Source organism: Nitrosomonadales bacterium (assembly GCA_016716325.1).
GTDB lineage: Bacteria > Pseudomonadota > Gammaproteobacteria > Burkholderiales > Gallionellaceae > Gallionella.
Genome location: JADJWO010000001.1, coordinates 603,833 through 626,419 on the forward strand (window position 1 = coordinate 603,833; position 22,587 = coordinate 626,419).

At 58.8% G+C, this 22,587-nt stretch carries 22 protein-coding genes and 1 riboswitch; of the genes, 8 read left to right on the forward strand and 14 right to left on the reverse strand.

Annotated elements, in window-relative coordinates:
- Positions 1–157: 157 nt before the first annotated feature.
- On the forward strand, positions 158–523 hold the full coding sequence (locus tag IPM27_02755; GenBank protein MBK9160479.1) for a hypothetical protein: 366 nt from the start codon (positions 158–160) through the stop codon (positions 521–523).
- A gap of 195 nt (positions 524–718) precedes the next feature.
- On the opposite strand, the gene IPM27_02760 is transcribed toward IPM27_02755, so the two are convergent.
- A complete protein-coding gene (locus tag IPM27_02760; protein ID MBK9160480.1) occupies positions 719–1,102 on the reverse strand; it encodes a hypothetical protein in 384 nt (127 codons plus the stop codon).
- Between the two features lie 374 nt (positions 1,103–1,476).
- On the opposite strand from IPM27_02760, the gene IPM27_02765 reads away from it, so the two are divergent.
- The 7 genes from IPM27_02765 to IPM27_02795 all read left to right on the forward strand — a co-directional run bounded on the left by IPM27_02765 (position 1,477) and on the right by IPM27_02795 (position 9,663).
- Positions 1,477–1,842, forward strand: coding sequence for a TusE/DsrC/DsvC family sulfur relay protein (locus IPM27_02765; GenBank protein ID MBK9160481.1), 366 nt, complete (start codon positions 1,477–1,479; stop codon positions 1,840–1,842).
- 188 nt (positions 1,843–2,030) lie between these two features.
- A complete protein-coding gene (locus IPM27_02770) occupies positions 2,031–2,792 on the forward strand; it encodes an endonuclease/exonuclease/phosphatase family protein (GenBank protein ID MBK9160482.1) in 762 nt (253 codons plus the stop codon).
- Complete coding sequence (gene clsB / locus IPM27_02775; protein MBK9160483.1) at positions 2,789–3,964, forward strand: cardiolipin synthase ClsB; 1,176 nt, start codon at positions 2,789–2,791, stop codon at positions 3,962–3,964. Before IPM27_02770 ends, clsB begins: the two co-directional genes overlap by 4 nt.
- Positions 3,965–4,131: 167 nt before the next feature.
- Positions 4,132–6,225, forward strand: coding sequence for a bifunctional diguanylate cyclase/phosphodiesterase (locus tag IPM27_02780; GenBank protein MBK9160484.1), 2,094 nt, complete (start codon positions 4,132–4,134; stop codon positions 6,223–6,225).
- A 119-nt stretch (positions 6,226–6,344) separates the two neighbouring features.
- On the forward strand, positions 6,345–8,141 hold the full coding sequence (locus IPM27_02785) for an ABC transporter ATP-binding protein/permease (GenBank protein MBK9160485.1): 1,797 nt from the start codon (positions 6,345–6,347) through the stop codon (positions 8,139–8,141).
- A gap of 60 nt (positions 8,142–8,201) precedes the next feature.
- Complete coding sequence (pbpG, locus tag IPM27_02790) at positions 8,202–9,101, forward strand: D-alanyl-D-alanine endopeptidase (GenBank protein ID MBK9160486.1); 900 nt, start codon at positions 8,202–8,204, stop codon at positions 9,099–9,101.
- A gap of 55 nt (positions 9,102–9,156) precedes the next feature.
- Positions 9,157–9,663, forward strand: a complete 507-nt coding sequence (locus IPM27_02795; protein MBK9160487.1) for a hypothetical protein — start codon at positions 9,157–9,159, stop codon at positions 9,661–9,663.
- Positions 9,664–9,708: 45 nt separating this feature from the next.
- On the opposite strand, the gene IPM27_02800 is transcribed toward IPM27_02795, so the two are convergent.
- The 13 genes from IPM27_02800 to IPM27_02860 form a co-directional block, all read right to left on the reverse strand.
- Entirely contained in the window at positions 9,709–10,152 is a 444-nt protein-coding gene (locus tag IPM27_02800; GenBank protein ID MBK9160488.1) for a response regulator, read from the reverse strand.
- A gap of 50 nt (positions 10,153–10,202) precedes the next feature.
- On the reverse strand, positions 10,203–12,824 hold the full coding sequence (gene alaS / locus IPM27_02805) for an alanine--tRNA ligase (GenBank protein MBK9160489.1): 2,622 nt from the start codon (positions 12,822–12,824) through the stop codon (positions 10,203–10,205).
- Positions 12,825–12,911: 87 nt separating this feature from the next.
- A complete protein-coding gene (gene recX, locus IPM27_02810) occupies positions 12,912–13,394 on the reverse strand; it encodes a recombination regulator RecX (protein ID MBK9160490.1) in 483 nt (160 codons plus the stop codon).
- 39 nt (positions 13,395–13,433) lie between these two features.
- Positions 13,434–14,450 carry a recombinase RecA gene (gene recA / locus IPM27_02815; GenBank protein MBK9160491.1) on the reverse strand — a complete coding sequence of 339 codons (1,017 nt, stop codon included), beginning with the start codon at positions 14,448–14,450 and terminating at the stop codon, positions 13,434–13,436.
- Between the two features lie 82 nt (positions 14,451–14,532).
- A complete protein-coding gene (gene pncC / locus IPM27_02820; protein ID MBK9160492.1) occupies positions 14,533–15,024 on the reverse strand; it encodes a nicotinamide-nucleotide amidase in 492 nt (163 codons plus the stop codon).
- A 92-nt stretch (positions 15,025–15,116) separates the two neighbouring features.
- Positions 15,117–16,289: an O-succinylhomoserine sulfhydrylase gene (locus tag IPM27_02825; GenBank protein ID MBK9160493.1), complete on the reverse strand. Its 1,173-nt coding sequence runs from the start codon at positions 16,287–16,289 to the stop codon at positions 15,117–15,119.
- A 41-nt stretch (positions 16,290–16,330) separates the two neighbouring features.
- A riboswitch (SAM riboswitch) is annotated at positions 16,331–16,408 on the reverse strand.
- A 26-nt stretch (positions 16,409–16,434) separates the two neighbouring features.
- The gene (gene purF, locus IPM27_02830; protein ID MBK9160494.1) at positions 16,435–17,958 is read right to left on the reverse strand and encodes an amidophosphoribosyltransferase; all 1,524 of its coding nucleotides are present in this window, start codon (positions 17,956–17,958) and stop codon (positions 16,435–16,437) included.
- Between the two features lie 30 nt (positions 17,959–17,988).
- Positions 17,989–18,483: a CvpA family protein gene (locus IPM27_02835; GenBank protein ID MBK9160495.1), complete on the reverse strand. Its 495-nt coding sequence runs from the start codon at positions 18,481–18,483 to the stop codon at positions 17,989–17,991.
- Complete coding sequence (locus IPM27_02840) at positions 18,480–19,043, reverse strand: SPOR domain-containing protein (GenBank protein ID MBK9160496.1); 564 nt, start codon at positions 19,041–19,043, stop codon at positions 18,480–18,482. Before IPM27_02840 ends, IPM27_02835 begins: the two co-directional genes overlap by 4 nt.
- 29 nt (positions 19,044–19,072) lie before the next feature.
- A complete protein-coding gene (gene folC / locus IPM27_02845; GenBank protein ID MBK9160497.1) occupies positions 19,073–20,338 on the reverse strand; it encodes a bifunctional tetrahydrofolate synthase/dihydrofolate synthase in 1,266 nt (421 codons plus the stop codon).
- A gap of 85 nt (positions 20,339–20,423) precedes the next feature.
- Positions 20,424–20,774, reverse strand: coding sequence for a DUF3147 family protein (locus IPM27_02850; GenBank protein MBK9160498.1), 351 nt, complete (start codon positions 20,772–20,774; stop codon positions 20,424–20,426).
- Positions 20,775–20,779: 5 nt separating this feature from the next.
- Positions 20,780–21,661, reverse strand: coding sequence for an acetyl-CoA carboxylase carboxyltransferase subunit beta (locus IPM27_02855; GenBank protein ID MBK9160499.1), 882 nt, complete (start codon positions 21,659–21,661; stop codon positions 20,780–20,782).
- A gap of 12 nt (positions 21,662–21,673) precedes the next feature.
- On the reverse strand, positions 21,674–22,474 hold the full coding sequence (locus tag IPM27_02860) for a tryptophan synthase subunit alpha (protein ID MBK9160500.1): 801 nt from the start codon (positions 22,472–22,474) through the stop codon (positions 21,674–21,676).
- Between the last annotated feature and the right edge of the window lie 113 nt (positions 22,475–22,587).

Here is a 22,587-nt window from a genome sequence, read left to right on the forward strand (position 1 = left end):
AAAATCTCCGGATGCGGCATCAAATAAGGATTTCAGAGTCATGGAATCGTTTTTAACCGGACACTAGTGGGGAGGTTTACAAATTGAGCAGAAGCTGGAGTCTGTACTGCTCAACTATTTTCTCGGTCCATCCATCAGATTTAATGACCAAAGGCGGATGTTTGACCGGGAAATCTTGAAATCGACGGTTCTGTCTTTTAGCGCCAAAAAGGAGTTGGTTATAAAGGTGATCAATGAAGGCGAATTGCTGTCAAAAAAAAATAAGCCAGTCATTCCGAAGTACCTAAAGGAAATTATGGAGTGGCGAAACGCATTCGCACATGGAAAATTAGTTCACGACAGCAAGAACGGTTGCGTTCTTGAATACTATACTGGGCACAACAAAAAACTGCATCTTACGGATGAGTATTGGGACGAAGTGGAAGCGTGCTTTAAGAAATGCAATGACTTCTTAGATGAAGTGGAGCGGAAATTGTTAAACGGCCCATCTGGTGTGTCAGGCCAGAGCGAGAAGTCTACATAGTTAGGGAGCCGCAAACAAACGTCAATCCGTGGTGCGTTCTCTCCACCTTGCCGCTCCCTACTCGGCATAGCTACCGTTATCTCCCAGTCTGAGTTAGTTCAAATAAGCGGACTATTGCAGACATTCACGAACAGTCGAGCTCACAGATGAAGGTGCGACAGCGCCGGAGTTCAGCAGAGTGATTTGTTAACTGATTTATATTTCTGGCTCATAGTTATAGGACACTATGCCTTCATCGCGCATTTTTGCAATAAAACCCGGCGCATTTCCCGTGAGGTGGCTCCCATCATCTCTCCGAGCACCATCATATTCTGCTGCAGTAATGGAGCACATATATACCTCTTTAAAGAAGGATAATGCTGCCCTCCCGATACCTTTATGCGTGTATTTAGGGTCAAGTTGATCTAGGCACATCCATTTTATGTAATAGCAATCACCACGTTCCTCTAAATCGATATTCCCAATCTTTTTTCCATCTGCTGTAAATGCAATTAATGACATATTGTCCTCGTCAATTGCAATGGTAACAATCTCTCCGGTGGGAATGGGATGCTTGGTCGTTAATTGAAATTCTTCCATCGATTAACCTAACTTAAATCGTTATTGTAGAGTCCCATTGGGCTGGACATTTATTAGTATTGCGACTGACACATTTTGAATCAAAGGGGGATCAGAGTTTATTTCCAAGTTGACTTATTGAGCGGAGATTTTCCAATAACGCAGTTATGGACAAGATCAATAATGTGGGACAGAACCCAACGCGTATATAGATGGCAACTAAGTATCCAGAAACGGACGTTCTGAGAACCCCATGATAATGGCAGCTATGGCCGAATACCAGCCTCAGTCTCTGATCCCCCTGCAACGCACATAGTTGATATTTTTACTCGGGAGTTTGAAGATGGACTGACGGTGGGCGTCCAGTCCGCGCGCGTCAGCAGGAGGGTTCAATTATGCTAGACATCAACAATGCCATCAACAATCCCAAACGTTACGAACACGACCCGGAAGGGAACATGGTCGATCTCGATTCATGGTCGCCTCTGCATGCGAATCGCGAAGCTTCGCTTGAAGGGATCGAACTGACCGAGGAACACTGGGAAGTCATCTATTTCCTGCGTGAACGATTCCGTGAACATGGCAATGCGGATTCGGCACGAGCAGTGCTGCACGATCTTGAGGAGAAATTCTGCGAGTCGTTCGGGCGCGGTCATCTTTACGAATTATTCCCCGGCGGGCCGGTCGGTCAGGCCAGTCGAATCGCCGGCCTGCCGTTGCCGCCGCACACAGAGGATCGATCCTTCGGCAGCATGATGTGACGCATCAGCAGATGCGCCCAAGGGGTCAGAAACTGACTATCTGACGCGTTCACTCAATGGTCAGCTCAGGCCGGGGAGAAGACGGTCGGGACGCTCGGCCTGAACTTCCGCCTCGTGTCGGGGCAGGCGCCGGCCCGACATCGATTGGCGCATCATCCCGCCCTGCCGATTGGGTAGAATGTCGCACCATGCCGACACTCACCATCGCCACCTACAATATCCACAAGGGCTTCTCGCATTTCAACCGCCGCGTGGTGGTGCACGAGTTGCGCGACCGGTTGCGCGAACTGGGTGCGGACATCGTGTTCCTGCAGGAGGTGCAGGGCGAACACACCGGCCATGCCGCGCGCTACCACGATTACCCGGACGGGGCGCAACACGAGTTCATCGCGGAGCAGGCCTGGCCGCACCACGCCTACGGCAAGAATGCGGTGTATGAGGCGGGACATCACGGCAATGCGATCCTGAGCCGCTTCCCGATCCTGAGATCGCACAACAGGGATGTTTCGGCGCACCGCTTCGAGAGCCGCGGGCTGTTGCATTGCGAGGTCGATGTTGCGGGGCAGCAGCCGGTCCATTGCCTGTGCGTGCATTTCGGTTTGTTCGCCAGCGGCAGGCGGGAGCAGACCGGCATGCTGATCGAATATGTCAACAACGAGATCCCCGCCGACGCGCCGCTGGTCATCGCGGGCGACTTCAATGACTGGCGCAACCAGATGGGCCATACGCTGTCCGTCGCGCTGAATGTGCACGATGCGTTCCATCTGCACAGCGGCGGGCCTGCGCGCAGTTTTCCGGCCCGGATGCCGGTGTTCCGGCTGGACCGGATCTACGTGCGCGGCTTCTCCGTGCAGCATAGCGAAGTGCATGTCGGCGGCGCATGGCAGCGTTTGTCGGATCATGCCGCGTTGTCGGCCCGATTGAAACGTCACAAGGCGACTACGGAATGAAAGGACTGCACCAGATCGACGGGAACCGGCTCACGCTGTTGCAGAACGGCACGGAGTATTTTCCCGAACTATGCGCCGATATCGATGCGGCACAGCATTCGATCTATCTGGAGACCTATATCTTCGCGGCGGACGATACCGGACGCATGGTCGCCAACGCACTTCAGCGCGCCGCGTCGCGCGGCGTGTCGGTGCGACTGCTGCTGGACGGTTTCGGTTCGGCGGAATTGCCGCAGGACCGGGTGGACGATCTGCGCACCGCCGGCGTCGAGGTGCAGTGGTTCAGGCGGAAAAGATTCACCTTCACCTTGCGACGCAACCGGCTACGCCGGCTGCACCGCAAGATGGCGGTGATGGATGGCGAGGTCGCCTATATCGGCGGCATCAATATCATCGACGACATTCCGGCGGACGGCGATTTCGCCATGCCGCGTCTGGATTATGCGGTACGCATCCAGGGCACAACAGCCGGGGAGATCCATGTGGTCATGCGCCGCCTGTGGAGCGCAGTATCGTGGGCGAACCTGCGCAAGCGGATGAAAAAACTGGAGCGCATGCTTGCCGTGGGCACCTCATGGCACGCCACCTCCGCCAGCGTGGTGTTGCTGTTGCGCGACAACCTGCGCCATCGCCGCGATATCGAACGCGCGTACCTCAAGGCTCTTGCCGGCGCGCAACGCGAGGTGGTGATCGCGAACGCCTATTTCCTGCCCGGTCGCATCTTCCGCCGTGCGCTGGTGCAGGCCGCGCAGCGCGGCGTGCGCGTGGTGCTGCTGTTGCAGGGCAAGGTGGAATACCGCCTGCAGCATTACGCGACGCACGCGCTCTATGACCAGTTGCTGGCGGCGGGTATCGAAATATACGAATACCAGGCCAGTTACCTGCATGCCAAGGTTGCCGTGGTGGACGGCGCATGGGCCACGGTAGGCTCGTCCAACATCGACCCGTTCAGCCTGTTGCTTGCGCGCGAGGCCAACCTGATGGTGCAGGATGCGGGTTTTGCCGCAGAGTTGCGCGCCAGCCTGTTCGATGCCATCGCGCAGGATGCTTCGCGCATCGACCCGGCGGAATGGCGCACGCTCGGCTGGGGCGCGCGTCTGCTGGTGCGGTTCAGCTATGCGTCGGTGCGCATGGCGATGGGCGTGCTGGGCTACGGCAAGCGGCTCGTCTAGCGATTCGTGACCGCCATCCGCAGGGATGTCCAATGCTCCCGGAACTGTCGATTTTCGGCACAGGCACAACCTTCCGAACACGGCAGATATCGCATTGAATAACGCTGTGCGATATGGCATCATCGCGGCCCAAATTAACATCGCCACTCAACAAGATCATTTGCGCCATGAGCGATCCGAAACAGGGAATCTCAAGTCCAGCAAGGCCTTTCAGAAAGGCACTCAGAAACGCCAACCCCCAACTGACGTTGGGGAAGTTACTGGTTCTGGTTTCAGCGCTATCCCTGGCGCTCGGGTTCACCCTGATATTCTTCCTGTCCAGCATCGTGCGCGATCATGCCGTGCACCAGTTGGCACACGATGATGCGCGGCAGACTTCCAAACTGGTGTTCCAAAGCTTGTATGCCGGGATGCGCAAAGGCTGGGACAAGCAGGAGATCGCCGACACCATCAAGCGGCTCAACGAAAGTTTTCCCGATATCAGGATCAAGGTCTACCGCGGCGAGATCGTCACCCGGCAATTTGGCGGCATAGCCGGCGAGGCCGACATCATCGGGAAAGACCCCGCGCTGTCACAAGCGCTAAGCAGCGGACAGGATGCGCTGCTGTTTCCCGACGATGACAATATCCGTTATCTCTACCCGCTGACAGCCAAGCAGGAGTGTTTGGCATGCCATACCCAGTCAAGCGTCGGCGCGGTACATGGCGTAATTGACATCCTCTACCCGATTGAAACCCTGAAGGTGTCGTTCAGTGATGTGATCAACAGTCTGGTCGGATATACGCTGTTGATCATGGGGCTGGTCTTTTTCATCCTGTATCTGCAACTGAATTATTTCGTGGCCATGCCGATCGCCACATTGGCGGGTGTCATGCGCCGGATGACGATGGACATGGATTTGACCCATCGCTTCGACGGCTCGATGCGGCTGCTTGAACTGAAGCAGCTTGCCAAGTACTTCAATCGACTGCTCAAGACGATACGCGATTACAACGTCAGACTGGAAGAACTGTCGGTACGCGACCCGCTGACCGGCTTGTTCAACCGACGCAAGTTCCAGGAGTTCCTGCAGCATGAAATCATCATGTCAACGCGTCACCAGCGCGGATTCTCGGTGATCATGGTCGATCTGGATAACTTCAAGTACATCAACGACACTTTCGGCCACCCGGTCGGAGACATGGTTCTCAAGGAACTGGCTGCAATGTTGTCCGAACAGCTCCGGCGGGGCGACGTGCTTGCCAGAATGGGGGGCGACGAATTCGCCATCATCCTCCCGGAAACCCTGGCGAAAAGTGGTTTGCAGGTCACCCACAAGTTGCACCAGACGCTCGCAGACAAGGAATTCGATCTGCCGGTCGGCAAGATACGCAGCACGGCAAGTTTCAGCATGGTCAGCTTTCCCGAGGATGGCACGACGGAGGAAGCGCTTTACTCGGCCATGGATGTGGTGCTGTACAAAGCCAAGAAACACGGCAAGAACCAGGTGATGACCGCCGAAACAAATGAGGATCGCAGCATGATGGCGATCTTCAAGCAAGGCGACTTTTTGCGCAACGCCATGAACGAAGATCGTATCGAGGCATTCATGCAACCCATCATCAACGTGCAGACTGGGGAAGTATTCGCATTCGAGGTCCTGATGCGGATCGTCGATGGCAACCAGATCATCCCGGCCGATCACTTTGTCGATGTTGCGGAAGAATTGGGCATGGCAAAGGAACTCGACCGGATCGTGTTCCGCAAGGGATTGGCCCATTATGCCAAGGTCGCGGCGGCACATCCGCAGGTGAAACTCTTTTTCAACCTGTTCCCGCGCAGTTTCAGCGACCTTGAGTGGATACGCGGCATTCCCGAGTTGGCGAGAAGTGCCGGCGTTCCCTGTGAAAGCATGGTGCTGGAGATCACCGAGCGCGAAGCCTTGCCGCACCTGAACCAGGTCCGGTCTGTGATCGAAGACCTGCGTGCCCGCAATATCTCCGTTGCGCTGGACGATTTCGGCAGCGGCTTCTCGTCATTCCTGTACCTGAAATATCTGACCGTCGATTACGTGAAGATCGAAGGCAGCTTTGTCCAGAAAATGGCCGATGACGAGCGCGACCGCATCATCGTGGAGCAGATCAACGACATGGCGCACCGGTTCGGCATCAAGACCGTTGCGGAATTCGTCGAAGATGAAGCGACAGCCGAGATATTGGTCGAAATCGGCGTGGACTATGTGCAAGGCTATTTCTATGGTCGCCCGGCACTGCCTGAATGACCTGTTCACATAGCGCCAAGCAGGCAATCCCTGCTTGGCCCCCGGAATATGTGTTTGGCCTGATGATCGGGATAGCGCCCAGTTATAATCGCGACCCGGTCTTCATTTAACTGCTTAACATGCGACCTTCTTCGAATCCATCGCCCGACGCCACCACGCGCGGCGACTGGAAGGCCATCCGTTCGCTGCTGCCTTACCTGTTGGAATTCAGGGGGCGCGTGATCCTGGCGATGAGCCTGCTGGTGTGCGCCAAGCTCGCCAACGTGGCGGTTCCGCTGGTCCTGAAAGAGATCATCGACGCGCTGGACAAGTCCCATGCAGTGCTGGTGATACCGGTGTTCCTGATCGTCGGCTATGGCGTGCTGCGCCTGTTCAGCACGCTGTTCGGCGAATTGCGCGACGCGGTGTTCGCCAAGGTGACCCAACGCGCCATCCGCCGCGTGGCGTTGCAGGTGTTCGAGCATCTGCACAGCCTGAGCCTGCGCTTCCACCTCGACCGGCAGACCGGCGGCGTGTCGCGCGACATCGAACGCGGCACGCGCGGCATCGGCTTCCTGTTGAACTTCATGCTGTTCAACATCCTGCCCACGCTGCTGGAGATCGGTCTGGTGGCCGCGATCCTGTTCAGCAAATACAACGTGTGGTTCGCGGTGATCACTTTCGTCACGCTGCTGATCTATATCGCCTTCACCCTGCTTGTCACCGAGTGGCGCATGGTGGTTCGCCGCTCCATGAACGATCTGGATTCCAAGGCGAACACCCGCGCCATCGACAGCCTGCTGAACTACGAGACGGTCAAGTATTTCGGCAACGAGGGCTATGAAGCACGCCGCTACGACGACAACATGCAGCACTGGGAAGTCGCGGCCGTGCGCAACACCACTTCGCTGGCGCTGCTGAACGCGGGCCAGAGCCTGATCGTCGCGATCGGCATCACCGCGCTGATGCTGCTGGCCGCGGACGAAGTGGTCAATGGCACCATGACGCTGGGCGATCTGGTTCTGGTGAACGTGTTCATGATCCAGCTCTACATGCCGCTGCATTTCCTCGGTTTCGTGTACCGCGAGATACGCCACGCGCTGGCCGACATGGAAAAGATGTTCCGCCTGCTGCACGAGCATCGCGAGATCGCGGACACGCCGGAAGCCTCGGCCCTGCAGGTCGGCGATGCATCGGTATCGTTCGAACAGGTCAGCTTCGGCTATGCACCGGACCGGCAGATACTGTTCGATGTGAGTTTCACGATCCCTGCCGGACACAAGATTGCCGTGGTGGGTGCGAGCGGTGCCGGCAAGTCCACGCTGTCACGCCTGCTGTTCCGCTTCTACGATGTGCAGCAGGGCCGTATCCTCGTCAACGGTCAGGATATCCGCGAAGTGACGCAGAGCAGCCTGCGCGCCGCGATCGGTATCGTGCCGCAGGACACCGTGCTGTTCAACGATACGATCTATTACAACATCGCCTATGGCCGCCCCGTCGCGACACGCGATGAAGTCATCGCCGCCGCGCAGGCCGCACACATTCACACTTTCATCGAATCACTGCCGCAGGGCTATGACTCGACGGTGGGCGAACGCGGCCTGAAACTGTCCGGCGGCGAGAAGCAACGCGTGGCGATCGCGCGCGCCATCCTGAAGAATCCGGCGATCCTGATCTTCGACGAAGCCACTTCGGCGCTGGATTCCAAATCGGAAAAGGCGATCCAGGCCGAGCTGCGCATGATCGCGCAGGATCGCACCACCCTGGTCATCGCACACCGCTTGTCCACTGTGGTCGATGCCGACCAGATACTGGTGATGGACAAGGGCCATATCGTCGAGCGCGGTACGCATCACGATCTGCTGACACAGAACGGCATGTACGCGCAAATGTGGAACCTTCAGAAACAAGAGGAGCAAATGCACCCTGCCTATTGATTTTCCGTGATTTTGGGGTATGCTTTGCGACGTCGGAAAGCAGGGGGAGGGAAATTTCCAATGAAGAAAAAACTGTTGCTGTTCATGCTGATGGGTCATGCATTGGTCGCCCACGCGGGCGAGTACGATGCCAGCCTCAGCACGATAAGGTCGGATCATGAATTATCCAGCCCGATGTTCAGGCTGGGCTCTGCACCAAAATTGAGTTCCAGTATCGCGCTGATCTATGACGAGCAGAGCGGACGCACGCTGTACAGCAAGAACTCCGATTCTGTCGCGCCCATCGCCTCGATCACCAAACTGATGACCGCCATGGTGGTGCTGGATGCGAAATTGCCGCTGAACGAAGAAATCCGCATCGATGTGGCCGACATGGACACGCTCAAGGGAACGCGTTCGCGCCTGCGCATCGGCATGCAGTTCACCCGTAGCGAACTGCTCAAACTGGCCTTGATGGCTTCCGAGAACCGGGCGGCAGCGGCGCTGGCGCGTACCTATCCCGGCGGGACGAGTGCGGCAATCGCAGCGATGAATGCCAAGGCACGCGAATTGGGAATGTCCGACACGCGCTTCCTCGACTCGACCGGTTTGAACAGCGATAACGTTTCCACGGCGCACGATCTGGTCAGGATGGTTTCCAGGGCGAAACAATACGATCTGATACAGAAATACACCACTTCCGCATCGCACTCGGTGGACGGCTGGGCGGGACGCCAGCTTCGCTTCAGCAATACCAACCCGCTGGTAAGGAACGCCTCGTGGGATATCGGCGTGAGCAAGACCGGATACATCAGTGAAGCTGGGCGCTGTCTGGTGATGGAGGCGACGATCAATCAGCGTCCGGTGATCATCGTGCTGCTCGATTCATGGGGCAAGCGTACCCGCATCGGCGATGCCAACCGCATCAAGAAATGGATAGAGAGCAACAACCTGCGCGGCCATGCCGCGCGACACGGTTAAGTTTGAAACGATCTGACCAGGGGGCTTCGCCCCCTGATTTTTTTGGTGTCTCGCCATGTTCGAATTATTCATCCTGATCGCACTCGTCGCGCTGGTCGTGCTGGCAATACGCGGAGGATCGGCGAAAGCACTCGCTCCGCTCATCGTCCAGCGCGACGGCCAGTGTCACCTCACGCTTGCGCCGCAGCTCGCAGTTGCGCAAACCTTCCTTGAGGATATTGCAGGGCATTTCGCAGAATCTGATCATTCGTCCGGTGATACCACCACGCTCTATTTGGAGATCAGCGATCCGGATGTCATCGTGCGCAACAATGAAGTTTATCTGCTGGCTGCCGCCGTTCGCGGCGGAGTACTGTATTTCCAGGCGATCGAACTACCTCGCACAGACTGCGATGCGGACGACCGTTTGGAAGCGATATGCACATTCTCTGAAGCGGTGTTGCAGCATCATGCTCCCCGGGAACCGACCGATGAAACGGGAAGGGTCAGGTTGCGTGCCTCGATCGACGCGATCGCGGCACGTTCAAGGATAACGACGAAGGTATTGCTCTCCACGAACTGACGCGAACCGGCATGCATTCCGGACCGTGGTCACATGTCGCAACAGTTAGCGTTCGATGAAAGACAGCTTGCGCTGGCGCGGCCGCATCCAGTACGCGATCAGTTCATGGAACATTTCGTTGAACTGGTCGGTATCCGCGGGTTTATAGACGAAGCTGTTCGCCCCGATCTGATAGCTAAGCACCACGTCGTAAGGCTCGTGTTCCCCGGAGTAGACGACAATGGGCAAATCCCACGTATGTTCGTCCATGCGCAGGCGACGCAACACGGCAAGACCATTGAGCTTGGGCAACTTCAGATCCAGCAGGATCAACCCGGGCATGAGAGCGCCCGTCCCGGACGCGCGCGACAGCCATTCCAGCGCTTCCGTGCTGTCGTCCACTACCGCCAAATGCGGATGCAGTTCGCACAAATCGCAAGCGCGGCGAACCCGCTCGACCTCGACCGGATCGTCCTCGACCAGCAATATGGTGTGCTGATTCCCCTTCACTTGCACCACCTCCCATTCTGGTACGCGACCGCACGACCGGACTCAACGTACTACAGTTTTGCTTTCACCCAGTCCGGAACGGAATCCAGTGCCGCAGCCAGATGTTCCGGTTGCGTGCCTCCCGCCATCGCCATGTCTGGCCTGCCCCCGCCTTTGCCGCCAACCTGTTGCGCGACAAAGTTCACCAACTCACCCGCCTTCACCTTCGCGGTCGCATCCTGGGTCACGCCAGCGATCAGACTGACCTTGCCGTCGTTCACCGCAGCCAGCACGATGGCGGCTGATTTGAGCTTGTCCTTCAGCTTGTCCATGGTCTCGCGCAGCGTGGCGACATCGGCGCCCTCCAGCTTCGCGGCCAGCACTTTCACGCCGTTGAAGTCCTGTGCCTGCACCGCCAGTTCATCGCCCTGCGCGGAAGCGAGTTTCGATTTCAGCGCGGCCAATTCTTTTTCCAGTACCTTCACATTGTCCATGATCTGGGCGACGCGCGCGGCGGCTTCCTGCGGCTGCGACTTCACCGCATCGGCCACTTGTTGCAACTGGTCTTCCTGCTGCTGCACCAGCGCAAGTGCGCCTTCACCGGTCACCGCTTCGACGCGGCGCACGCCTGCCGCCACGCCGCTCTCGGCCACGATCTTGAACAGGCCGATATCACCGGTACGCTTGACGTGCGTACCGCCGCACAGCTCCTTGGAGCTGCCGATGGACAGCACGCGCACTTCGTCGCCGTACTTCTCGCCGAACAGCATCATCGCGCCGGTCTTCTGCGCGTCCTCAATGCCCATCACGCTGGCATCGGTCGCACTGTTGGCGAGGATCTCGGCGTTGACGATGGATTCCACGCGACGTATCTCCGCATCCGTCATCGGCTGGTTCTGCACGAAGTCAAAACGCGTTTTGTCCGGATCGACTTGCGAACCCTTCTGCTGCACATGCGGGCCCAGCACTTCGCGCAAAGCCTTGTGCATCAGGTGCGTCACAGAATGGTTGCGCTCGGTGCGCGCGCGCGCCTGCATATCCACACGCGCATTGACGCCATTGCCCACGGTGAGTTTTCCGGTCTTCACCACGCCGTGGTGGCCGAACACGGTCGCCTGGATCTTCTGCGTGTCCTCGACCGCGAAGATGCCGTGCACGCTGCGCAGTTCGCCGCGGTCGCCCACCTGTCCGCCGGACTCGGCGTAGAACGGGGTGTCATCCAGCACCACCACGCCCATTTCGCCCTCATTCAGCTCGTTCACTTCCACGCCGTCCTTGTACAAGGCCAGCACGTTGCCCTTGTGTTCCAGCATTTCATAGCCGTGGAAGGTGGTCGCGGGGCCGGAGTATTCAAGGTTGGCCGCCATCTTGAATTTTCCGGCCGCGCGAGCCTGTTCCTTCTGGTGCGCCATCGCAGCGTTAAAGCCCGCGACATCCACAGAAACATTGCGCTCGCGGCAGATGTCGGCTGTAAGATCAAGCGGAAAGCCGAACGTATCGTGCAGCTTGAACGCGGTCTCGCCGTTGAATACCGTCACATCCGCTTTGTCCATCTCGGCCAGATCCGCTTCGAGGATGGCCATGCCGTGTTCGATGGTCGCAAAGAAGCGCTCTTCTTCCTGCTTGAGTATGCCTTTCACCCGCACCTGTTCGGCGGCCAGTTCTGGATAGGCTGCGCCCATCTGTTCGACCAGGTCGGACACCATGTTGCAGAAGAATGCTTCGCGCGCACCCAGCTTGTAGCCGTGACGGATCGCGCGGCGGATGATGCGGCGCAGCACATAGCCGCGACCTTCGTTGCCGGGGATCACGCCGTCGGCGATCAGGAACGAGCAAGCGCGAATGTGGTCGGCCAGCACCTTGAGCGATGGCGAATCCAGGTCGGCGCAGTGCGTTTCGCGCGCCGCCGCCTTGATCAGCGCCTGGAACAGATCGATCTCGTAATTGGAATGGACGTGTTGCAGCACCGCCGAGATGCGCTCCAGCCCCATGCCGGTATCCACCGACGGCTTGGGCAACGGATGCATCACGCCCTGCTCGTCACGGTTGAACTGCATGAACACGTTGTTCCATATCTCGATGTAGCGGTCGCCGTCTTCCTCGGGCGTGCCGGGCAGCCCGCCGGGGATGTGCGCACCGTGGTCGTAGAAGATCTCGGTGCAGGGACCGCAGGGGCCGGTGTCGCCCATCATCCAGAAATTGTCGGATGCGTAACGCGCGCCCTTGTTGTCGCCGATGCGGATCACACGGGAAGCCTCCAGACCGATCTCCTTGGTCCAGATGTCGTAGGCTTCATCGTCCTCGGCATACACGGTGACGTAGAGCTTGTCCTTGGGCAGCTTGAATACATCGGTCAGCAGTTCCCAAGCGTACTTGATCGCATCCTGCTTGAAGTAGTCGCCGAAACTGAAGTTGCCCAGCATCTCGAAGAAAGTGTGGTGGCGCGCGGTGTAGCCGACGTTCTCGAGATCGTTGTGCTTGCCGCCGGCGCGCACGCATTTCTGCGACGACGCGGCGCGGGTATAGGGGCGCTTGTCGAAACCGAGGAACACATCCTTGAACTGGTTCATCCCGGCATTGGTGAACAACAGCGTCGGGTCTTCGTGCGGAACCAGCGAACTGGAGGCGACCACGGCGTGGCCTTTGGAGGCAAAATAATCGAGGAACTTCTGGCGGATCTCACTGCTTTTCATCGATGCACCCTGAGTATCAAATACGCTTTATAAACAAGGCGCGCATCATACCATGCGGCACGTCGCCGCTCACATGGCGACAAGGCGCTATTCGTCCCCGGCATCCCCTGCGCCGCGTATCACCCTGAAGATCACATCCATGGAAAAACCGCGCGATTGCAGGAAACGCACCTGCCGGGCTTTTTCTTTTGCTTCATGCGGCGCGACGCCGAACTTCTTCTGCCAAACCTCTTGCGCCGCCTCCAGTTCGGATTCCTTCAGTTCCGGCAACGTATCGGCGATCAGGTTCTCGGCGATGCCCTTCTGGCGCAACTCATGCGCGATGCGCCGGGTGCCGAAGCGGTCGCGTCTGGCATGCACCAGTTGCGCCGCGGCACGCGCATCCGACAGCCAGCCGCGCTCGACAAGGTCGTCCAGCAACGCATCGACTTGTTCCGGAGACGGCGGACCTGAGTCCTCATCAGTTTGCGCATGCGACAGCCTGTCGCGCAGTTCGGCGCGGCTGTATTCGCGGCGCGCCAGAAGTTTCAGCGCCCGCGTTCTCAGACCGGGTTCAGGTTTTTTCCCCACTTCCGCCGAGTGCCGTCACGCCGACATCCGCACGCACCCTCATTCCTTGTTCGGCGCAACCATTGCGGCAACACCGACCGCCTCGCGGACGCGATTTTCGATCTCGCGAGCAATCTCCGGATTGCTGCGCAAATATTCGCGCACGTTGTCCTTGCCCTGTCCGATCTTGTTGCCCTGATAGCTGTACCAGGCGCCGGATTTTTCGACCAGCTTGTGCTGCACGCCAAGATCGATGATCTCGCCTTCGCGCGAGATGCCCTCGCCGTACAGGATGTCGAAGAACGCCTCGCGGAACGGCGGCGCGACCTTGTTCTTCACCACTTTCACGCGCGTCTCGTTGCCGACCACTTCGTCGCCCTTCTTGATCGCGCCGATGCGGCGGATATCCAGTCGCACCGAAGCATAGAACTTGAGCGCATTGCCGCCGGTGGTGGTTTCCGGGTTGCCGAACATCACGCCGATCTTCATGCGGATCTGGTTGATGAAGATCACCAGCGTGTTGGAACGCTTGATGTTGGCCGTCAGCTTGCGCAGCGCCTGCGACATCAGACGCGCATGCAACCCCATCTGCGCGTCGCCCATCTCGCCCTCGATCTCGGCCTTGGGCGTCAGCGCGGCGACCGAGTCGATCACCACCACGTCCACCGATGCGGAGCGCACCAGCATGTCGGCGATCTCCAGCGCCTGTTCGCCGTTGTCCGGCTGCGAGATCAGCAGGTCTTCCACTTTCACACCCAGCTTTTGCGCGTACTGCGGGTCAAGCGCATGTTCCGCATCGATGAACGCCGCCGTGCCGCCCAGCTTCTGCATCTCGGCGATGACCTGCAGGGTCAGCGTGGTCTTGCCGGAAGACTCCGGCCCGTATATCTCCACCACCCGTCCGCGTGGCAAACCGCCGACGCCCAGCGCGATATCCAGACCGAGCGAGCCGGTGGATACCACCTGGATATCCTTGGCCACATCGCTCTCGCCCAGGCGCATGATCGAACCCTTGCCGAACTGTTTTTCGATCTGGCTCAACGCTGCTGCGAGCGCCTTGCTCTTGTTCTCATCCATTGCGATACCCCTTTCAAAATTGGTGCGGGATTGTTGCATAACAACTCGCGCTTGTATAGAACGTTCGTTCTTTTCGCTATCCCTAAGCGGCTTCTGTCAATCGAACCAACAAGTCCATCACTCCCTGCAAGGCTATCTCTACTGCCTGCTCACGCACCTCGGCGCGGTTACCGGCAAGCTGGTACCGCTGCGCACAGGTCTGGCCGTCCCTGACACCCCACGCGAACCATACCGTTCCGACCGGCTTGTCCACCGTGCCACCGTCAGGCCCGGCGATGCCGCTGACCGCCAGCGCCACCTGCGCCGGACTGTTGGCCAGCACGCCCGCCACCATCTCGCGCACCACCGGCTCGCTGACCGCACCATTCCGGATGAGCGTCTCCTCCTCCACGCCCAGCATCTGCTGTTTGGACGGATTCGAATAGGTGACGAAGCCGCGCTCGAACCATGCCGAACTGCCCGCCACCTCGGTGACCGCCTGCGCCACGCCGCCCCCGGTGCAAGACTCTGCTGTCGCCAGCATCAGGCCGTGTGATTTAAGCAGCTCTCCAACTTGTGCGGCGAGAATGTCCATTTTCACCCGATAGATCCATTACGGCGAAGATACCCTGCAGGAGCGAGGTGAGGAATCTTAATAGATTCCCGCTGCGCCCGAACTGTCAATTCTTACAGCCCGCGCGCCAGGTCATTCTGGATGTCGACAACCGCCTCCAGGCCTACCGCGATGCGAATCAGACTATCGCTGATGCCGGCTGCGGCACGCGCCTCGGGCGAGATGCGCGCATGCGTGGTGGTCGCCGGATGCGTGATGGTGGTACGCGTGTCGCCAAGGTTCGCCGTGATGGAAAGCATCCTGGTGTTATCGATCACGCGCCAAGCCGCTTCCTTGCCGCCCTTCACCTCGAACGCCACGATGCCGCCACCGGTTTTCTGCTGCTTCATCGCCAACTCGTGTTGCGGATGCGAGGGCAATCCGGGATAGAACACGCGCGACACTTTCGGCTGCTGTTCCAGCCATTGCGCCAGTTGCAGCGCGGAAGCCGAGTGCGCCTCCATGCGCAACTTGAGCGTTTCCAGTCCCTTGAGGAACACCCACGCATTGAATGCGCTCATGGTCGGGCCGGTGGTACGCAGGAAGCCGTACACCGGCTCCATCAGTTTCCTGCTACCCAGTACCGCGCCGCCGAGTACCCTGCCCTGCCCGTCCAGATACTTGGTCGCCGAATGGATCACGATGTCCGCACCCATCTCGAACGGGCGTTGCAGGATCGGTGTGCAGAAACAGTTGTCCACCACCAGCAGGGCGCCACAACCTTTCGCCACGGCAGCGATGCCGGCGATATCGGAGATTTCGGTCAGCGGATTGGATGGCGTTTCCAGGAAGAACAGTTTGGTGTCGGGACGCACCGCGCCAGCCCATGCCGCGACATCGGTAGCGGAAACGAAGGTCGTCTCCACACCGAACTTTTTCAGTACGTTGCTGAACAGGTTCACCGTCGAACCGAAGATGCTCTGCGAAGCGATCACATGGTCACCCGCCTTGAGCAGGCCCATGCAGGTCGCCAGGATGGCGGACATGCCCGAGGATGTCGCCACACATTGCTCAGCGCCTTCCAGCGCGGCAAGGCGCTCCTCGAACATGGTGACGGTGGGATTGGTGAAGCGCGAATAGATATTGCCCGGCTCCTCGCCGATGAAACGTTTCGCGGCCTGCTCCGCATTGTCGAACACGAAGCTGGATGTGAGGAACAGCGCTTCGCTGTGCTCATGGAACTGGCTGCGCTCGGTTCCCGCGCGTACCGCCAGTGTCTCTGGCTGATAGGAATTATTTTCCGACATGATGCCCCCTGCAAAAACAAAAAACCCGGAAAGCTTGACGCCAAACCGGGTTCTCCCCCGCTTTAGCTGTATTTATAACGCGCCCGCAAGCTGTTCCTCAAATCGGCGCAAGCTGAAAGTACCACCCCGCCCACGGCGCGTCAATCTACGCAGGCACGCGTACCGACAGATTCAGCGCCATCTGGTCTTCCTCCGGGGGCTTGTTGGCCTTATCGCCGCCGCGCCGCACCTCGACATCGTCCAGATATTGAGGCGTGATATCACCCGTGACGTAGTTACCGTCGAAACAGGAAGCGTCGAAATCGGTGATGGCAGGGTTGGCCTTGCTCACCGACGCCTTGAGGTCAGCCAGATCCTGATAGATCAGGCCATCCGCGCCGATCTCGAAACAGATCTCCGCATCGCTGTGACCGGTAGCGATCAGTTCGGTACGGCTCGGCATGTCGATGCCATATACATTCGGGAAACGCACCGGCGGCGCGGCGGAAGCGAAATACACTTTCAGCGCACCGGCATCGCGAGCCATCTGAACGATCTCTCGGCTGGTGGTACCACGTACGATGGAATCGTCCACCAGCAGTACGTTCTTGCCCTTGAACTCGACGCCGATGGCGTTCAGTTTCTGGCGCACCGACTTCTTGCGCATCGCCTGTCCCGGCATGATGAAAGTGCGCCCGATGTAACGGTTCTTCACGAAGCCTTCGCGGAACGGGATGCCGAGCCGGTTCGCCAGTTGCAGCGCACTGGGGCGGCTGGAATCCGGGATCGGGATGACGACATCGATCTGCACGTCGGGCCACTGGCGTTTCAGTTTGTCGGCAAGATACTCGCCCATATACAGGCGCGTCTCATACACCGAGACGCCATCGATCACCGAATCGGGACGCGCAAAATAGACATACTCGAAGATGCAGGAATTCAGCCGGGCCTTGTCGCTGCATACCTGGCTGTGCATCTTGCCGTCGAAATCGATGAATATCGCCTCGCCCGGCGCCACGTCACGCAGGAACTCGAAACCCAGCGTATCCAGCGCCACGCTTTCGGACGCAACCAGATATTCCGGTCCCAGCGCGGTCTCGTTCACCCCCACCACCAGCGGGCGGATGCCGTAAATATCGCGGAATGCCAGCAGCCCGTATCCGGCGATCATCGCCACCACCGCATAAGCGCCGCGACAGCGTTGATACACATTCGATACCGCCGCGAAGATGGTCTGGACATCCAGACGCATCCCCTTGGACTGTGATTGCAACTGGTGCGCCAGCACGTTCAGTAGCACTTCGGAATCTGAATTGGTGTTGACGTGGCGGCGATCCTCGATGAACAACTGTTTCTTCAGTTCATCAGCATTGGTCAGGTTGCCGTTATGTCCGAGCATGATGCCGAACGGGGAATTCACGTAGAACGGCTGGGCCTCGTTATGGTCCACTGCTGAACCGGCCGTCGGGTAACGCACGTGCGCGATGCCCGCGTTTCCAGCCAATGCGCGCATGTTGCGGGTGCGGAACACATCACGCACCAGCCCGTTATCCTTGTGCAGATGGAAAGTATGTCCGTCCAGCGTCGCAATACCGGCAGCATCCTGGCCGCGATGCTGTAATACCTGCAAACCGTCATACAGCAACTGATTGGCCGGCGTTTGAGAAACCACTCCGAGAATGCCACACATGATCTTTTCCCAAAAAATGCCACACAGAAATTAATTGCGAGTCCCGTAACGGATGCGCTGCGCGAAGTTATCCGGCAACCACGCCTTGGTCATCAGGGCGGCATCTTCCACCACCCCGCTCGTTTTCGCATCGCGCCAGAACGGCTGCTCGGGAATATGCGTCAAACCGGCCAGCCATACCAGCGCAAGGATCGCCAGCGCACCGCGCGCCACCCCGAACAACCCACCCAGCGCACCATCCAGCCACCCCAGCCCGACCGCCTTCACCAGCTTGGAAAGCAACCATACCAGCACACCCCATACGACCAGCGCGGAAACAAACACCGCCGCATAGGCCAGCATGATACGCATCGTCTCCCGAGATGCCGGCACCAGCGGCGCCACGTCGGCGGCAAACAGCCTGCTCAGCAGGAACGCGACCGGCCAACCGGCCAGCGACAACACCTCGTACACCAGACCTCGCCACAAACCTAGCAATGACGAAACCAGCAATATCGCGATCAGCGCAAAATCGAACCCGGTCATTTGATACTGACGATGCTGGGGTGCAGCCCATGCTTCTCCAGCAACTGGCGCACCTTCTCCACTTTTTCTCGATCCGTATACGGCCCGACGCGCACACGCACTACGCTGCCCGCTTTCTCGGTATAAGCCTTGAAACCCCATTTCTTCAGTTGTTCCAATTCCTGTTTCGCGGTCCCGGCATTAGAATAGGCTCCGATCTGTACAGCATAACTGTCGGCAGCCGTGGCGTCAGATTTGTTCGCCGCCTGATCCTGCGGTTTCTGGTCCGGTTCGACCTGAGCGACAACCGCAGACATGGCAACAGGCGGCGAAACGACGGCTGAAGCTGCCGGTTGCGGAATATTGGCGACTTCGGAAACGATCTCGCCCGGAATGAATTCCCCGACCTTGTCCGGATCAGGAATGCGCAGATCGATATCCTGCCCGGCCGGCCTGGGTTCGCTATCCAGCACCATCGGCAGGATCACCACCACCGCCAGCGTCAGCGCGACCGCGCCGATCAACCGGCGGCGTGCCTTGCGCCTGAGGTTCAGTTCTTCTTCCGTCTGCTGTTTCGCCATTCCGTGATCCCGCCCGTATTGAATTCCCGTCAAGCGACGGACAGCCCCCGCGCCTGCATCGTCTCGGTCACCGTATAGAACGATCCGAAGGCTGCGATTCTATCATTTTCGCCTGCCGCATTATAGGCATGCCGCAATGCTCCGGCGACATCCTCCAAGGCCAGTATTTCGCCGCGTACACCCGTTTCACGCAACACTTGTGCCAGTTCCGGTGCGGTCGAGCCACGCGGTACATCCAGCCCGGCAACCAGCCACACATCGACCTGCTCATCCAGCGCACGCGCCACCCCGGCCATATCCTTGTCACGGAGCATCGCGAACACCGCAAAAGTCCTCGCCGGCGGCAGACCGGCGAGGTTCTGCGCCAGCGAACGTGCCGCATGCGGATTGTGCGCCACATCCAGGATCAATTGCGGCCTGCCCGGCACGAACTGGAAGCGCCCGGCCAGTTGCACATCCACCAGGCCGCGCCGCACCGCTTCCATGCTCACCGGAAACCTGCCCTTGAGCGCATCCAGCGCCGCCAGTACCGCACTCGCATTGTGTAACTGGAACGCCCCGCGCAACGCGGGAACAGGCAACGCGCTACGCGAACCTGCTTTGCTGCGGTAGTCCCACTGCCCCTGGTGCATCGTAAAGCCAAACTCGCTGCCGATGCGCCACAACTCCGCACCGATCTCCTGCGCGTGCCGCAGCAATGCTTGCGGCACATCGCTGTCGGTGCAGATCGCCACGCGACCCGAACGGAAGATACCCGCCTTCTCTAAAGCGATCTGTTCGCGCGACTCGCCAAGATAATCGGTATGGTCGATGTCCACGCTGGTCACCACCGCGACATCCGCGTCGAACACATTCACCGCATCCAGCCTGCCGCCCAGCCCAACCTCCAGTATCGCCACATCCACCTTGTGTCCGATGAAGCACTGCACCGCCGCCAGTGTGCCGAATTCAAAATAGGTTAACGCAATATCGCCGCGCACCCGTTCGATCTGCTCGAACGACGCACACAACTCCGCATCGCTCGCCTGCTGCTTGGCGATGCGCACCCGCTCGTTGTAGTGCAGCAGATGCGGTGAGGTGTAGCAGCCGACCTTGTAGCCCGCAGCATGCAGGATGGATTCCAGCATCGCGCATACCGAGCCTTTGCCGTTGGTACCACCGACGATGATGATGGGAAAACCAGGATTGAGGTTCAGCCGTTGTTTGACTTGCGCGACGCGATCGAGGCCGAGCGCGATGGTTTTGGGGTGCAGGGATTCGAGGTAAGTAAGCCAGTCGGCCAGGGTATCGGGCATATTATTTTGTAAGGCGTCAATAAGCGAAGCGCATTGCGCCGAAAACCTACACATCCGGTGCAATGCCCGTTGGTTAGTGCAGCGATTACAGTTGCACGCCGAATTTGCGCAGCAGAGGTATCAGCGCGAAGAAACACACCACAGTAGCCGAGATTGAGACGGTCAGGCTGAACCAGAAACCGAACCCCTGTTTGATTAGCAGCGGCAACAACAGGAACAGCACCAGCGAAGGCAGCACCAGCCAGAATATCTGGCCAGAAAGTTCGGCGATACGCGCAGACCCCGCGCCCTCAAAATGCAGCCACACGAACGCCAGCAACGAAGTCAACGGCAATGCGGCAATCAACGCGGCAAAGCCGATACTACGCTTGGCGATCTCGGTGATCGCCACGATGACGATTGCGGCAACGCCGACTTTTAGCGCGTAGTAGAACATCCCGTTCAGGCGGCCTCGATCTCCGCGACCGCCGGCTGTTTGGTCAGCATGGTGATCAGCGTCGCGAGCTGGTTCTTCATCTCGCGGCGGTCGATGATCATGTCCACCGCGCCATGTTCGAGCAGGAACTCGGCGCGCTGGAAACCTTCCGGCAGCGTCTCGCGCACGGTCTGCTGGATCACGCGCGCGCCGGCAAAGCCGATCAGCGCACCGGGTTCGGCGATCACTACGTCGCCCATGAAGGCGAAACTGGCGGACACGCCGCCCATGGTCGGGTCGGTCAGCACCGAGATGAACGGCAGCTTTTCTTCGCTCAATTGCGTCAGCGCGGCGCAGGTCTTGGCCATCTGCATCAGCGACAGCAGACCTTCCTGCATGCGCGCGCCGCCGCTTGCGGCGAAGCAGATGAACGGGCACTTTTGCTCCAGCGCGACCTGTACGCCGCGCACGAAACGCTCGCCCACCACCGAGCCCATCGAGCCGCCCATGAAACTGAACTCGAATACCGCGACAACCACCGGAACGGCATGGATGCTTCCCTGCATCACGATCAGCGCATCGTCCTCGCCGGTGTTCTTTTTGGCCACGACCAGCCGTTCGGAATACTTTTTCTGGTCCTTGAATTTCAACGTGTCGATCGGCAACACTTCCGCGCCGATCTCGAAACGCCCTTCGCTGTCCAGCAACGCATCCAAACGAACGCGCGCAGTGATGCGGTGATGGTGATTGCACTTGGGGCAGACGCTCTGGTTCTTTTCCAGATCGGAGTGGTACAGCACCGCCTGACAGGATGGGCACTTGCTCCACAACCCCTCCGGAACGTTCTTTTTGATATCGCCTTCGCGGCGCTTGATCTTGGGCGGCAGTAATTTCTGGAACCAGCTCATGGCATTTCCTCCTTAGGCCTTGTTGACGGCCTGTCTCAATTCTTTGACCAGCTTGCCCACATTGGCAACGACATCCTGTTCGCTGGAGTTCTCGATTTCCTGCACGATGCGGCTGCCAACCACCACCCCGTCGCACAGCTTTGCGACAGCCAGGGCGGTTTCGGCATCACGGATGCCGAAACCGACACCGATGGGCAGCTTGATGTGCTTGCGCAGTTGCGGCAGCTTTTCAGCGATGGCAGTCAGATCCAGATTACCTGCACCGGTCACTCCCTTGAGCGAGACGTAATACACATAACCCCGCGCCAGTTTGGCGACCTGTTCGATACGCGCCTCGTTGGTGGTCGGTGCCAGCAGGAAGATGGGCGCGATGCCATGCGCCTGAAGATGCTCGAATGCCTCGTGGCTCTCTTCAGGCGGAAAGTCTACGGTCAGCGCACCGTCCACACCGGCTTCTGCACAGCGCTGGGCGAACGCTTCCCAGCCCATCGCCTCGATGGGATTGCCGTAACCCATCAGCACCACCGGCGTGTTCATATCCTGCTTGCGGAATTCCGCCACCATGTCCAGCACTCCGCGCAGCGACATGCCGTTCTTGAGCGCGCGCTCGGATGCGCGCTGAATGGTCGGGCCATCCGCCATCGGGTCGGAGAACGGTACGCCCAGTTCCAGCACATCCGCACCCGCCTCCACCAGTGCATGCATCAGCGGCACGGTCAGCGCCCGTGACGGATCGCCCGCAGTGATGAAAGGGATCAGCGCCTTGCGTTGCTGTTGCCTGAGTTTTTCAAATACTGTCTCAATACGACTCATGACTGCCCCCCACAGAAACTCACTTTTGCGGGATGAAATGCAAGGTGCCGCGCAGCGAATGACGAGACATACCAAGTCTGGCAGGCGAGAAATGAACGAGCACGCGACACAGC